The following is a 14,057-nucleotide window of genomic DNA, read 5'->3' as shown; positions in this document are numbered from 1 at the left end:
CATCATGGATCTCGCAACACTCTGGTTCTTCATCGTCGCCTTCTTCTTCGTGGGCTACTTCGTGCTCGACGGGTTCGATTTCGGTGTCGGCATGTCGCTGCCGTTCCTCGGCAAGAACGACGTCTCGCGCCGTCAGGTGATCAACACGATCGGTCCGGTCTGGGATCTCAACGAGACCTGGGTCATCGTCGCCGGCGCCGTGCTGTTCGCGTCGTTCCCCGAGTGGTACGCGACGCTGTTCAGCGGGTTCTACCTGCCCCTGCTGCTGATCCTGCTCGCCCTGATCCTGCGCGGCGTCTCGTTCGAGTACCGGCATCAGCGCGAGGGCGCGAAGTGGAAGGCCGGCTTCGACCGGATGATCGTGATCGGCTCGGTCGTGCCGGCTCTGCTCTGGGGCGTCGCGTTCGGCAACATCGTGCAGGGGGTGGCGATCGATGAGAACCACATCTATGTCGGCGGGTTCTTCGCCCTGCTGAACCCGTACGCACTGCTGGTCGGCGTCACCACCCTGCTGCTGTTCTTCCTGCACGGCGTGCTGTTCGTGGCGCTCAAGACCGACGGTCAGGTGCATGAGGACGCGCAGAAGCTGGCGAAGAAGGCCGCCATCCCGACGATCCTCGTCGCGGCCGGGACGGTGATCTGGACGGTCGCGATCGCGATGGGCCGGGAAGCCCCGCTGCTCTGGCTGGTCATCGGCGCCGGCGCGCTCGCGGCGGTCAGCCTGATCGCCGCGGTCGGACTCTCGATGGTTCGACGCGACGGGTGGGCCTTCTTCTCCGGGATGCTCACGGTGCTGTTCGCGGTGGTCATGCTGTTCGCCGCCCTGTTCCCGTACGTGATGCCGTCGACGATCGACCCGGCGTACAGCCTCACGATCGCGAACGCGTCGAGCACTCCGTACACACTGCAGATCATGAGTTGGACGGCCCTGATCGCGATGCCGCTCGTGCTCGCGTACCAGGCGTGGACCTACTGGGTCTTCCGCAAGCGGGTCACCCGCAAGTCGATCGAGGGGGCTCCGGCGCACGCGTGAAACCCGTCGATCCCCGACTGCTGCGATACGCGGGTGCCGCGAGGGTGTTCCTCGCGGCATCCGCGTTGATCGGCGTCGTCCAGACCGCGGTCACGATCGCCTTCGCCTGGTTGCTGACCGCTGCGATCACCGGGGCCATCGCGGGGCGCGACGTCACGTCTTCCCTGCTCTGGCTGCTGGTCGCGGCGCTGCTGCGCGGGTTGCTGATCGCCGCCTCGGATGCGGCGGGAACGCGGGCGGCGGCGAAGACCGGGATGCAGCTGCGGGCAGCGCTGGTCGCCGCGGTCGGGAAGCTGGGGCCCGGATGGCTCGCACAGCGGAACCAGACCGCACTCGCCGTCACCGCGGGGCACGGGCTCGAGGCGCTCGACGCCTATTTCGCGCGCTATATCCCGCAGCTCGTGCTGACCGTGATCGCGACGCCGGTGCTGGTCGCGGTGATGTGGTGGCAGGACTGGCCGAGCGGACTCACCGCGGTGATCACGCTGCCGCTGATCCCGCTGTTCCTGATCCTGATCGGCATGGCGACGCGCACGGTGCAGACGCGGCAGTGGCAGACGCTGCAGCGCCTCGCGGCACGCTTCGCCGACACGGTGCAGGGGCTGTCGACGCTGCGACTGTTCGGGCGCGACCGTCGCGCGGCCGACCGCATCGAGGTCACCGCCGACGAGTACCGCCGCGAGACCATGAAGGTGCTGCGGTTCTCGTTCCTCTCCGGCTTCGCGATGGAGCTGCTGGCCTCGATCGCGGTGGCCCTGATCGCGGTCTCCGTCGGCTTCCGGCTGCTGTCGGGAGATCTGACACTCGAGGTCGGACTGTTCGTGCTGCTGCTGGCCCCCGAGGCGTTCCTGCCGATCCGTCAGGTCGGGGTGCAGTTCCACGCGGCTGCCGAAGGGGTTGCGGCGACGGAGGACGTGTTCGATGTGATCGACGCGGCAGGTGAGCGCGCGCGGATGCAGGAGCTTTCGACGGATGCTGGAGGAATCGCCGTCGAAGCCCCCGGCATCCGGGAATCGGTCATGCAGGTGGAACCCGCGAAGGGCGGAAACCTCGTGGTCGAGGGTGTGCGGGTGCGCGACCTGCCGCCCGTGTCGTTCGCTGCCGGGCCGGGGACCATCACGGTCATCGAAGGGCCGAGCGGGTCGGGGAAGTCGTCGCTGCTGGCCGCACTCCGGGGCGCGGTCGAGTTCGAGGGCACAGCGTCCTACACCGGGAAGGATCTGCGGTGGCTCGCGCCGGCGGCGTGGCTCGCGTGGGCGGGACAGGCGCCCGGTCTGATGCGTGGAACCGTGGCTGCCAACGTCACCCTCGGTGATCCCGAGCCGGACGCCGACCGGGTGCGCGATGCTCTCGACGATGCCTGCGCCGAGGGCATCGACCCCGCGCTGGAGCTCGGCGTGCAGGGAGCGGGGCTGTCGGGTGGGCAGGCGCAGCGCGTGGCTGTCGCTCGAGCGCTGTATCGCCAGGCCTCCGCCTCCGACCGCGTGCTCGCGCTCGATGAGCCGTCGAGTGCGCTCGACCCCGAGACCGAGGATCGGCTGTGGCGGTCGCTGCGCGAGAGGGCGGATGCCGGGGCGACGATCCTCCTCGTCTCGCACCGTCGCACCGCGCGGGAGATCGCGGATCAGATCGTGGAGCTGGGGGTGAACGCATGACCGCACCTGACGCAGCATCCGACACCGTGCATCCGCGCGGCCAGCGGGTCCGCGACATCCTGCGGCTCGCCCAGCCCTCGGCCGGGCGCTTCGTGCCCGGTCTGATCTGGGGGCTGCTCTCGGCTGCCGCCGCCGTGAGCCTGCTCGCAGTCAGCGGCTGGCTGATCGTGAGCGCCTCGATCGTGGACTCGCTCGTGCCGCTGTCGATCGCCGTCGTGGGGGTGCGCTTCTTCGCGGTGTCCCGCGCCGTCACCCGCTACCTGGAGCGACTGAGCGGCCACGATGCCGCACTGCGTCAGCTCGCCTCGACCCGTGCCGACATGGTGCGCCGACTCATTCCGCTGTCTCCCGCCGGGCTCGGATCGACGGATCGCGGTCGGGTGCTCACCGCGCTCGTCGACGATGTCGAGAACCTGCAGAACCTGCCGCTGCGCGTGGTGCAGCCGCTCGGGGTCGCCGCTCTCGTCGCCGTGGGGGCCGTCGGATTCATCGCCTTCGTATCGCCCGCCGCCGCGCTCACCCTGGCCGTATGCCTGCTCGTCGCCGCGGCAGCCGCGATCGGTCTGGGGTGGGTGTTCGGCTCACGCGCCGAAGCGCTGGTCTCGGAACGTCGCGCCGAGCTCTCCGCTGCTCTCGTCGACTACTTCGGCAGCCTCGACGTGCTGATCGCCTATGGTGCGGAAGAGCAGGCACGTGCACGGATCACCGCAGCGGATGCTGCGCTGCGACGCGTGGTCGACCGGGCCTCGCTCGCACAGGCCGTCGCTGCCGGCGTGGTCTCTGCAGTCGCCGGGGCCGCCTCGGTCTGGGCGCTCGCCGCGGCGGCTCCCGGCCTCTCGGACGGGACGATCGACGGGCCCTGGCTGGCGGTGGCCGTGCTCGTGCCGATGGTGGTCTTCGAGATCTTCGGCGCGGTGCCGATCGCAGCGGCCTCGTGGCGGAGCGTGCGCTCCAGCGCGGAGCGCATCGTCGACGTGCTGCCCGAGCGCATGCCGGAAGAGCTGCGCACCGACGCGGGCGACGATGTCGAGATCGAGGGGACCCCGACGGTGCGCCTGCGCGACGTGCGTGCGAACTGGCCCGGTGGGGCGCCCGCGCTGAGGGGCGTGGACCTCGATCTCCGACCCGGCGAACGGGTGCTGGTCGCGGGGCCGAGCGGTGCCGGCAAGAGTTCGCTGGCGGCCGCACTGGTCGGTTTCCTGCGCGTCGAGGGGGAGTACCTCGTCGACGGGCGCGATGCGGCGGAGCTCTCGGGGCCGGCGCTTCGACGGGTGATCGGGCTGTGCGAGCAGAGTCCGCAACTGTTCGACGAGGACATCCGCCAGAACCTGCTCTTCGCCCGGGACACGGCGACCGACGACGAGCTGCGAGAGGTGCTCGACCGCGTCGGCCTCGGCGCCTGGGTCACCGAGCGCGGCGGCCTCGATGCCAGGGTCGGTGACCGGGGCGCACTGGTGTCAGGCGGTCAGGCCCAGCGGATCTCGCTCGCCCGCGCCCTGCTGCGCGGCTTCCCCGTGCTGGTGCTCGACGAGCCGACGGCCGGCGTCGACCCGGAGGCATCCGACGCACTCCTGCGCGACCTGCTGCAGGCCGCCGGCGACCAGTCGGTGCTGTTGATCTCGCATGTCGCACCGCCGGCGGGGACCGTCGGCCGCACGGTGCGGATCGAGGGCGGCCGCACGGTCTGAGGGTTGCGCTTCGGCGATCTCAGACGTTCATGTCGACGGGCGGTTCCATCACGATGCCCTGCGCCTCGAAGGCACGGCGACGCTCTTCGATGCGGCGGTGCAGCTCGACCTGCGCATCGTCGACGAACTGCGGGTCGAGGGCGACCGTCGGCGGGTGCGAGTCGCCATGGTTCGCGGCGATGTACGCATCGAGCTCGGGGCCGCTCGTCCAGGAGGTGATGAGCGCGTAGCGGGGCGCGGTGCCGCGGTGCCAGACCGCGTGCCAGAAGCGCTGGGTATCGACGATGATGCGGGAACCGGCACGCAGCGGCAGGCGGATCTCGGTCGCGGGGTCGAAGCGGTCGGCGCGCAGGATCAGCATCGACTCGGTGTCGTCGGAGAGGTTGAAGAACCCGCGGACCACCCAGCCGGTGCCCTCGTCGTTGAGGCGGTTGTTGTCGTCCTGGTGCAGGTTGTAGATCGCGTCGGCGTACTCGTTCGGCTGCAGCTCGATCACGCGGCAGCGACCGATGCCGGCACCGGGTTCCTGTGCACGACGCTGCAGGGTGGGGGCGATCGCGACCTGCGAGTCGACCCAGACGCCCTCCTTGTCGGCGCGCGGCGGCGTGTGGTTCCAGAAGCCGTTGCAGTCGACGTCGCCCGCGTAACTGGTGAGCGGGGCGAAGCGCGTGATGCCGGACGAGCGCCAGCCGACGTATTCGAGGGCGAGCCACTCGGCGGGGTCGGTCGGTCCGATGTGATCGTCGAGGACCACGTAGCCGGTCTCGGCCAGCGCCTCGGACGTGATGAAGCCCATGATGAATACCTTCCCGTCATCGCTGCCCCCACAGGCGGCGGGTTCTTAGGCCATCCTAACTCGGATGCCACTCGTGGCGCGGGGCCATCGCCGGGGAAAAGCACGCCGGGAGCGCCGATATTCTGAGGGCGTGACTCAACCGCAGGGGGCCCTCCTCGTGGGCAGCGTGAACTACGACGATGCCGAGACCACGTTCCGCACCGCCGCCGAACTGCTCGGCACGCGACTGCGCCGCATCCCCGACGGTGAGGTGGGCAAGCGGTTCCACTGGATCATGTTCCAGCCCGACGTGATCGGCCAGGCCGACGGCATCGAGCGCATCGGCGACGAGCCCATCCCGTTCCCTGCCGGCATCGATGCTCGCGGGCTGCGGATCGCCGAGGGAGTGGATCCCGAGAGCATCGAGCTGCCGCCGCTGGGGTACGCCGCTGCGGCGATCGAGTCGTATGGCGTGTTCACACGCCTCCGCGCCGAGGGCGCGGTTCCTGCGGGCGTGCGGTTCCAGGTGTCGTTGCCGACGCCGCTCGCCGTGATCTCCTCGTTCTTCCAGGGCGATGACCGTGTCGCCATCGAGCCCGTCTACACGGCCGCGATCCTGCGCGAGCTCGACGGGATCCTCGAGGCCATCCCGCACGAGGACCTCGCGGTGCAGTGGGACGTGGCGAGCGAGATGGGCATCATCGAGCGCGCGGCCGGCTACGGAGCGGTCATGGAGGCGTGGTGGCCCGGCGACCCGTTCGACGGTCTGGTCTCGCGCCTGGCCGCACTGATCGACGCGGTGCCTGCCGACGTCGAGGTGGGTGTGCACCTCTGTTACGGCGACGCGGGCGAGAAGCACTTCTTCGAGCCGCGCGACGCCGCGAATCTGGTCCGGTATGCGAATGCCGTGGTGGCGGCAGCCGCCCGTCCGCTCAGCTGGCTGCACCTGCCGGTGCCGATCGACCACGACGACGAGGACTACTTCGCCCCGCTCGCACGCCTCGCCCCGGTCGACGAGCTCTACCTGGGCCTCGTGCACCGGGAGGACGGCGCGGAAGGCGCCGCCCGCCGCATCGCCGCTGCGGCTCCGTTCGCCCCCGAGTTCGGGGTCGCCACCGAGTGCGGTATCGGCCGCGCTCCCGCCGGATCGACCGAGGGCATCCTGCGCACGCACGCCGAGGTCGCCGCCGCCTGGTGACGCGCGCGGCGGTGTGCGGGTCTCGATTCGCGTGCGGGCCCCGCGTCGCGTAAGCTATTCCGCGGTGACGTGTCCGAGCGGCCGAAGGTGCAACTCTCGAAAAGTTGTGTAGGGTAACCCCCTACCGTGGGTTCAAATCCCACCGTCACCGCCACCACGAAGGCCCCGACTCCCTTGGAAACACAGGGAAGCGGGGCCTTCGTCTTGTGTGGGGTGAGGCCGGCGGTAACGCAACGGACAGCGCGGGGTGCCGCCTGGCTCCGGGGTCGCCGTAGGCGACGGGGTGGGGAGCTCGACTCCATCGTGCGGCGGCCGAGGTGCTTCCAGAACACGAACACGGTGGCGACGAACGAACCTGCGACCGCGAAGATTCCGCGTGCGCCCGCAGAGATCCATTCAATCGATCTGTGCAGTCGACACCACTGTTACCAACACTTATCGATATAAGTGTTGGTAACATGGATGCATGGCCACGGATGCGACGCCCCCTTCGATTCCCATCGAAGCCGTCGCGCACGAGACCTTCGAGTGGGTTCCCCGCGCTCCGGAGATGTTCTCCCGCGCAGAGGTGCAGCGTCAGACGGGCCCGTACGACGCGACCATCACGGCACCGATCGCCCAGTGGCATCCCCTGCTCTCCGGCGAAGACGCGGCCGACGTGGAGGACGCGACTCGCCAACTGGTCGAGTTCGATCAGCACGCACAGAAGAAGCTCGGCACGGACAACCCCGCCCTCGGGCCGATGGCCGCGATCCTGCTGCGCACGGAGTCGGCGTCGAGTTCGCAGATCGAACAACTGACGACCTCGGCGAAGCAGCTCGCACTGGCCGAGATCGATGAGGGCGACAAGGCGAACGCTCTGACGGTCATCGGCAACGTCCGCGCCATGGAGGCCGCGCTTCAGATGGCCGACGACCTCGGTGAGGGCTCCATCTTGGCCATGCACCGTGCACTGCTGACGCATCAGCGCGGCCTTGAACACGAAGCCGGTCGCTACCGCCGGGAACAGGTCTGGATCGGCAGGGGAAACGCCGGACCCCGCTTCGCGACGTTCGTCGCCCCGCACCATGGCCGCATCCCCGGTGCGATCGCGGACCTGGTCTCCTTCACCGACCGCCAGGACGTCTCGGTTCTGGTCCAGGTCGCGGTCGCCCACGCCCAATTCGAGACCATCCATCCGTTCGTCGACGGCAACGGTCGCACCGGGCGCGCCGTCGCGCAGTCGATCCTCCGGAACAAGAGGCTCGTCGGGTCCACAGCGGTGCCGATCTCCGCGGGACTCCTCGTGGATACCGAGCGCTACTTCTCAGCCCTCGGTGCGTTCCGCGACGGGGATGCCGGTCCCATCGTCCGTGCGTTCGCGATGGCCAGCCGCATCGCTGCGACGACGGGCACCGGGCTCGTGGATGATCTGGTCGAGCAGCTCGACGAGTCCCGCCAGAAGGTGAAGGGCATCCGTGCGGATGCCGCGGCCTGGAAGGTGCTTCCCTACCTGGTCGGACAGCCCGCGGTGAACACGAAGTACCTCATGGCCCAGCTCGGCCTGGGCGAGATGGCGGCGCTGCGCGCGCTCGACGCGCTGACTGCGCGCGGAGTGCTCATCGAGACGACGGGGAAGGGTCGTAACCGGGTCTGGCAGCACCGCGGGATCTTCGGGGTGCTCGACGCCTATGCTGCCGAGATCCGTCGGCTGACCGTGCACTGACACCGAGCAGCACGAACGCCGGCCGTGCAGGGTGACCCTCCTCAGGCTGCGGTGAGCAGCGCCGGGAAGGGAAGCTGGCATCGAGGAGCCGCGCTGAGCAGGAGCAGGCCGCCGACAGGAACTGACGTCCGGCCTGTTCCCCGTGCGCGACGGCGTGGAAGAGGAGGTCGTCCGGAGCTCCAGCTGGTCGACGTCGACGACCTCACCCGAGCAGCTCCACCCCGAACTCGGAGACGACGGCGCGCAGCTCGGCGAGATAGCGCAGCGCCTGCTCGGTGAGCGGGATCGCCGCGTGCCCGATCCAGCCGATCTCGATGTGCTCGTCGACATCGAGCGGGATGGCGACGATCTCGGGATCGAGGTCGTCGCTGATGATCCCTGTCGAGATCGTGTAGCCGTCGAGCCCGATCATCAGGTTGAAGATCGTCGCGCGGTCGGAGACGCGGATGTCCTGCGGGCTGGAGAGGGTGGAGAGGATCTCCTCGGCGAAGTAGAAGGAGTTGTTCGCGCCCTGGTCGAAGGTGAGCCTCGGCACATCGGCGAGATCGTCGAGGGTCACGCGATCCCGCGCGGCGAGGGGATTCTTGCGGGAGATGAAGATGTGCGGCTCGGCGACGAAGAGCGGGTGGAATGCGAGCCCGGAGTCGCGGAGCAGCTTGTCGATGACGTTGCGGTTGAAGTCGTTCCGGTAGAGGATCCCCAGCTCGCTGCGGAGCGTGCGGACGTCTTCGATGATGTCCCACGTGCGCGTCTCGCGCAGGGAGAACTCGTACTCGGCAGCCGAGGTCGCCTTCACCATCCGCACCAACGCGTCGACAGCGAACGAGTAGTGCTGGGTCGACACTCCGAGCAGACGTCGCGACGGTGGCCGACCGAGATAGCGCTGCTCGAGGAGCGCGACCTGCTCGACGACCTGCCGGGCGTATCCGAGGAACTCCACGCCATCCGTGGTGAGCGTCACACCGCGGGCGGAGCGGACGAGGAGGCTCCTCCCCACTCTGCTCTCGAGGTCTTTCATCGCTGCGGACAGAGTGGGCTGGGCGACGTAGAGCAGGTCGGCGGCGGCGCTGATCGATCCCTCCGCGGCGACCTCGATGTAGTAGGTGAGCTGTTGCAGAGTGATGCCGTTCGAGCGCCTGGCCATAGACAAAGCCTATGTCATCACATAGTCGCCGCGCATTACCCGATGGGGGCACCTTGTCGTCATCATGGAGACACCCCGATCGAGGCCGAGCCCGGCCGATCAGTCCACCGATTGGCCGCTCATGGCATCCGAATTCACGTTCCGCATCACGACGACCCGTTTCGACGAGGACTACTCGCCGTCCGACGACTCCCGCATCACCACGAACTTCGCCAACCTGGCGCGGGGTGAGCACCGTCAGCAGAACCTCCGCAACGCCCTGACGATGATCGAGCGTCGGTTCAACGATCTGGCGCACTGGGACAACCCCGACCGGGACCGCTACGCCCTCGAGCTCGAGATCGTCTCGGTCGCGCTGCAGTTCGCCACGGCGGGGGAGGACCAGGAGTTCCCGCTGCTGGAGGTGCTGGACGTCGCGATCGTCGATCGTCTGACGGGCACGCGCACCCAGGGGATCGTGGGCAATAACTTCTCGTCGTACATCCGCGACTTCGACTTCAGCGTGCGGCTGCCGGCGGCCACCGAAGCTGCAGGCCGTTTCAGCATTCCCGACGACTTCGGCGACCTGCACGGCAAGCTCTTCCAGCACTTCCTCGATTCCGAGGCCTACCGGGAGCGCTTCTCGCTGTCGCCAGTGATCTGCATCAGCGTCTCGACGAGCAAGACGTACCGCCGCACCGAGAACCATCACCCGGTGCTCGGCGTCGAGTACGAGCAGAAGGACGCCTCGCTGACCGACGCGTACTTCGGCAAGATGGGCCTCTCGGTGCGGTACTTCATGCCGCGCGGCAGTGTCGCGCCGCTGGCGTTCTATTTCCGCGGCGACCTGCTCAACGACTACACGAACCTCCAGCTCCTCGGCACGATCAGCACGATGGAGACGTTCCAGAAGATCTACCGACCGGAGATCTACAACGCGAACTCGGAGGCGGCGAGCATCTACCGGCCGACCCTCGACCAGCAGGACTACTCGGTGACCAAGATCGCCTACGACCGTGAAGAGCGGAGCCGGCTTGCGACCGAGCAGGGGCAGTATGCCGAGGCGCACCTCATGAAGCCGCACGGCGAGCTGCTCGAGCAGTGGGCCGCCGGCACCTCCGCCGCGTCTTTGGCCTTCGTCGGATGACGAAAGGAAGATCACCGATCATGCGCGAGCTCCTTCCCACCTCGATCGTCGGCAGTCTGCCGAAGCCTTCCTGGCTGGCCGAGCCCGAGACGCTCTGGTCTCCGTGGAAGCTGCAGGGCGACGCGCTGATCGAGGGCACGCAGGATGCGCTTCGCATCGCCGTCGAGGAGCAGCGCGTGGCGGGTATCGACATCATCAGCGACGGCGAGCAGACGCGGCAGCACTTCGTCACGACGTTCATCGAGCACCTGTCCGGCGTCGACTTCGACCAGCGCGAGACCGTGCGGATCCGCGATCGGTACGACGCCAGCGTGCCGACCGTGGTCGGTGCCGTGAGCCGCGAGAAGCCCGTGTTCGTCGACGACGCGAAGTTCCTCCGCCAGCAGACCGACCAGCCCATCAAGTGGGCTCTGCCCGGACCGATGACGATGATCGACACGCTCTACGACCGTCACTACAAGAGCCGCGAGAAGCTGGCGTGGGAGTTCGCGACCATCCTCAACCAGGAGGCGAAGGAGCTCGAAGCAGCCGGGGTCGACATCATCCAGTTCGACGAGCCGGCCTTCAACGTCTTCTTCGACGATGTGCAGGACTGGGGCGTGGCGGTGCTCGAGCGGGCGGCGGAAGGGTTGCGCGCCGAGACCGTGGTGCACATCTGCTACGGGTACGGGATCAAGGCGAACACGGATTGGAAGGCGACTCTCGGCGCGGAATGGCGGCAGTACGAGAAGTCGTTCCCGCTTCTGCAGCGCTCGATCATCGACACCATCTCGCTGGAGAGCCACCACTCGCACGTGCCCCTGGACCTCATCGAGCTCATCCGAGGCAAGAAGGTCATGCTCGGAGCCATCGACGTGGCCAGCCCGATCATCGAGACTCCGGAAGAGGTCGCCGACACCCTTCGGAACGCGCTCCGGTTCGTCGACGCGGACAAGCTCATCCCGAGCACGAACTGCGGCATGGCGCCGGTGTCCCGTGACATCGCCCGCGGCAAGCTGCGAGCTCTCAGCGCAGGCGCCGCGATCCTCCGTGAGGAACTCGTTCCCGCGACGGTCTGAGGTTCCGGCTCCGGCCCCGGATGCGGGCCTACGACGCGATCTTCTCGTCGTCGACGGGAATCTCGTCACGGGCCAGAACCCCGGCTCTGCGAAGGAGACGGCCGAGAAGGTGGCCGCCCTGCTCTGAACCCCGCGGCGGCGAGAAGACCGCACCGAGGTCTCGCTAGTGTGACGGCATGACCGACGAAACCGGCCGCGCAGTGATCGCGGATCTGTGCCGCCTCCCGAATCCCGAAGCGATCGATCGCACGACCTTCGTCGAGCTCGGCGGCGTCGAGCAGTTCGTCTCGATTCGAGGACGCGACACCCGCAACCCCGTCCTCATCGTCTGCCATGGCGGGCCGGCCCTTCCCTCGCTGCCGTCGTCGTGGATCTGGCAACGCGCAGTCGAGGACTACTTCACCGTGGTCAACTACGACCAACGCGCCAGCGGGAAGTCTGCGGCGGGGGTGCACGACGGGATGGATCTGAGCGTCGAGCGGTACGTCGGAGACCTCGAGGAACTGATCGCCTGGCTCCGGGATGAACTCGGGGTGAGCGCTGTCGGCGTGCTCGGGCACAGCTGGGGAACGATCATCGGCATCACGCTGGCCGAGCGGCGGCCAGACCTGCTCTGGGCCTACATCGGGATCGGGCAGGTGATCTCCGGGCCGGAGAACGAGGTCGAGAGCTACGGGTTCGCGATGCGCAGCGCGCTCGCCGACGGGAACGAGCAGGCCATCGCCGAACTGCAGTCGCTCGGCGAGTATCCCGGCGCGCAGCCTCTCACACTCGAGCGCATCGTGACGTGCCGGAGATGGGCGCAGTACTACGGCGGACTCTCCGCCTACCGTTCCGACTTCGCCTACTTCACGGACGCGGCCGGACTGTCGCCGCACTACACGGACGACGAGCGGGCACTGATCGGTGTCGGACAACAGGCGACCATGCCCGAGGTACTCCCCGCCCTGCTGTCCTTCGACGCTCGTGCGAAGACCTCGTTCGCGGTGCCGATGCTGCAGTTCCTCGGACGCCATGACTGGACGACGCCGACAGCCCCGGTGGAGCGCTGGATCGACCAGGTGTCAGCGCCGTCCGTGGATGTCGTCTGGTTCGAGAACTCCGCGCACCTGTGCATGTTCGAGGAGCCGGGGAAGTTCATCGTGAGTCTCGTGGATCTGGCGTTGCCCCACGCGCGTTCCACTGGATCCGGCGGTGAGATCCGTGCGTGATCTCTGCTCACAGGCCGGGCGTCTGCACCTCGGGGCTGTCGATGCCGTCGAAAGTCGGAAGCAGGTAGTGCTCCGCGTCATCGCGGCTCATGGGGTGCAACGACGCGATCAGGGCGGCGATGTCCTCGGCCGTCGCAGCGGTCGATCCGCCCACCCGCTCCGCGTCGTAGCCGCCGAACGCCATGATCCACATGGTGGTGCCGGTGCCCGCGTCATGGGTGTAGACGGCGCTTCCGTCTGAGCGAGACCACCGGTTGCCCGTTCGCACGCACCAGGACGGCAGGTGTTCGGAGCCCTGATCCCACTCCAGCCCGGGTCCGCCGATGAAGTTGCACGGCGCGAGCGGGTCGGGGTCGACCGCGTTCCACTGGATGATGATGCGAGCGACGGAACCCGTGTCGCTGCGCACCCAGGTGGCGGCATCGGTTCCGGTCGCTCTGACCTCGACGTTCGACCAACCGGGAAGGTCGGTCACGAGCGGGAAGTTCCCCGACTCGATCCAGCTCGTCTTCACCTCGGCCAATCGGTCGCTCTCGGCATTCGCGCGATCGACGGCCGCGGTCTCGGTCGGCGTCGGGACGAGGGCGAGCACGGCGACCAGCACCACGACCGACACCGCACCCACGAGCCGCAGCGGCATCGGCCCGAGGAAGAGTCCGAGCGTGAGAGCCGCAAGGGTGCACACCGCGACATGCAGCAGCGCATCGGTCTGGAGAGCCAGGGGGCCGAGGATGCCGCTCAGGAGTCCGAACGCGCCCGCGCACGTGAGCACCCCGGCGGCGACCACTCCTCCCAGGATCGCGGGCCTTCCCGTGAACGCCGTGCCCAGGACAGCGATGCCTGCCGCGAGCACGGCGAACGCGATGAGGACCGCCGCGATCAGGACGAACGGGAGACCGCCGACGAGCGCGACGACCGTCGCGTAGGACACGGCGTAGTCGATGAGGAGCATGAGCGGGATCGTGAGCCCGATCACCGCGAGCGAACGTCCGGCCGTGGTCCGCGGGGCAGGCCGGGGCTCGACGACCGCGCTGTCGATGGGGCTCACCATGCGTCGAGGCTACGACATCCGACAGCGCTCACCGCGGAACCTGACGGTCACGAACCTCGGAAGCTCCCGTCGTGGGCGCGTGCGTTCGGAGTAGCCTCAGACCATGGGAACTCTCGAGTACAACAGCTCACGACCTCCGATCGAGATCGATGATGCGACGTTGGCGCACCTGAAGATCGTGATCGGCACGAAGCTCCGCCGACACGAGAGCTTCATGATGACCTGGCTGCCGGAGGAGAAGAACCCCGCCGGCCGGCTCACCATCTGGATGCACCCCGCGATTCCGCTGGCGCTCGCGTTCGACGGCGCGAAGATGCCGGAGATCGACACGAAGCGGATCGAGCGCATGATGGAGAACCTCAACGCTCGCGGAGAACTCGTCCTCGATCAGCTCGGGTAGGCGTCATCAGCGA

Annotated in this window: 12 protein-coding genes and 1 tRNA gene; 10 read left to right on the top strand and 3 right to left on the bottom strand. The window is 68.2% G+C overall.

The window, feature by feature from the left end:
- Positions 1-4: 4 nt before the first annotated feature.
- From cydB to cydC, 3 genes are read left to right on the top strand one after another with little or no spacing between them, the layout of a single operon-like run.
- Entirely contained in the window at positions 5-1,033 is a 1,029-nt protein-coding gene (gene cydB / locus ACIQLD_RS09070; RefSeq protein ID WP_402607534.1) for a cytochrome d ubiquinol oxidase subunit II, read from the top strand.
- Positions 1,030-2,688 (top strand): thiol reductant ABC exporter subunit CydD, encoded by a 1,659-nt coding sequence (gene cydD, locus ACIQLD_RS09065; protein ID WP_402607532.1) that lies wholly within the window; start codon positions 1,030-1,032, stop codon positions 2,686-2,688. The genes cydB and cydD overlap by 4 nt, the downstream gene beginning before the upstream one ends.
- On the top strand, positions 2,685-4,376 hold the full coding sequence (gene cydC, locus ACIQLD_RS09060; RefSeq protein WP_402607529.1) for a thiol reductant ABC exporter subunit CydC: 1,692 nt from the start codon (positions 2,685-2,687) through the stop codon (positions 4,374-4,376). Before cydD ends, cydC begins: the two co-directional genes overlap by 4 nt.
- Before the next feature lie 19 nt (positions 4,377-4,395).
- Here cydC and ACIQLD_RS09055 read toward each other — a convergent pair whose 3' ends face one another.
- Entirely contained in the window at positions 4,396-5,172 is a 777-nt protein-coding gene (locus ACIQLD_RS09055; RefSeq protein ID WP_402607526.1) for a hypothetical protein, read from the bottom strand.
- A gap of 130 nt (positions 5,173-5,302) precedes the next feature.
- On the opposite strand from ACIQLD_RS09055, the gene ACIQLD_RS09050 reads away from it, so the two are divergent.
- The 3 genes from ACIQLD_RS09050 to ACIQLD_RS09040 all read left to right on the top strand — a co-directional run bounded on the left by ACIQLD_RS09050 (position 5,303) and on the right by ACIQLD_RS09040 (position 8,054).
- Positions 5,303-6,349: a hypothetical protein gene (locus ACIQLD_RS09050; RefSeq protein ID WP_402607523.1), complete on the top strand. Its 1,047-nt coding sequence runs from the start codon at positions 5,303-5,305 to the stop codon at positions 6,347-6,349.
- Between the two features lie 63 nt (positions 6,350-6,412).
- Positions 6,413-6,503: transfer RNA gene (locus tag ACIQLD_RS09045), tRNA-Ser, on the top strand.
- A 312-nt stretch (positions 6,504-6,815) separates the two neighbouring features.
- Complete coding sequence (locus tag ACIQLD_RS09040) at positions 6,816-8,054, top strand: Fic family protein (RefSeq protein WP_402607521.1); 1,239 nt, start codon at positions 6,816-6,818, stop codon at positions 8,052-8,054.
- Between the two features lie 202 nt (positions 8,055-8,256).
- On the opposite strand, the gene ACIQLD_RS09035 is transcribed toward ACIQLD_RS09040, so the two are convergent.
- Positions 8,257-9,198, bottom strand: a complete 942-nt coding sequence (locus ACIQLD_RS09035) for a LysR family transcriptional regulator (RefSeq protein WP_402607518.1) — start codon at positions 9,196-9,198, stop codon at positions 8,257-8,259.
- 121 nt (positions 9,199-9,319) lie between these two features.
- Between ACIQLD_RS09035 and ACIQLD_RS09030 the strand changes: the two genes are divergently transcribed.
- The 3 genes from ACIQLD_RS09030 to ACIQLD_RS09020 all read left to right on the top strand — a co-directional run bounded on the left by ACIQLD_RS09030 (position 9,320) and on the right by ACIQLD_RS09020 (position 12,593).
- Positions 9,320-10,324, top strand: a complete 1,005-nt coding sequence (locus ACIQLD_RS09030; protein WP_402607516.1) for a DUF1852 domain-containing protein — start codon at positions 9,320-9,322, stop codon at positions 10,322-10,324.
- 20 nt (positions 10,325-10,344) lie between these two features.
- Positions 10,345-11,382, top strand: a complete 1,038-nt coding sequence (locus ACIQLD_RS09025) for a methionine synthase (protein ID WP_402607513.1) — start codon at positions 10,345-10,347, stop codon at positions 11,380-11,382.
- 176 nt (positions 11,383-11,558) lie between these two features.
- On the top strand, positions 11,559-12,593 hold the full coding sequence (locus ACIQLD_RS09020) for an alpha/beta fold hydrolase (protein WP_402607510.1): 1,035 nt from the start codon (positions 11,559-11,561) through the stop codon (positions 12,591-12,593).
- A gap of 7 nt (positions 12,594-12,600) precedes the next feature.
- Here ACIQLD_RS09020 and ACIQLD_RS09015 read toward each other — a convergent pair whose 3' ends face one another.
- Complete coding sequence (locus ACIQLD_RS09015) at positions 12,601-13,644, bottom strand: hypothetical protein (protein WP_402607507.1); 1,044 nt, start codon at positions 13,642-13,644, stop codon at positions 12,601-12,603.
- Between the two features lie 103 nt (positions 13,645-13,747).
- On the opposite strand from ACIQLD_RS09015, the gene ACIQLD_RS09010 reads away from it, so the two are divergent.
- A complete protein-coding gene (locus tag ACIQLD_RS09010; protein ID WP_402607506.1) occupies positions 13,748-14,044 on the top strand; it encodes a hypothetical protein in 297 nt (98 codons plus the stop codon).
- Positions 14,045-14,057 lie beyond the last annotated feature (13 nt).

This window comes from Microbacterium sp. NPDC091662 (assembly GCF_044756705.1).
Taxonomy (GTDB): domain Bacteria; phylum Actinomycetota; class Actinomycetes; order Actinomycetales; family Microbacteriaceae; genus Microbacterium.
Note: the sequence above shows the minus strand (reverse complement) of the source record. Positions and strands in the feature narration are given on the sequence as shown.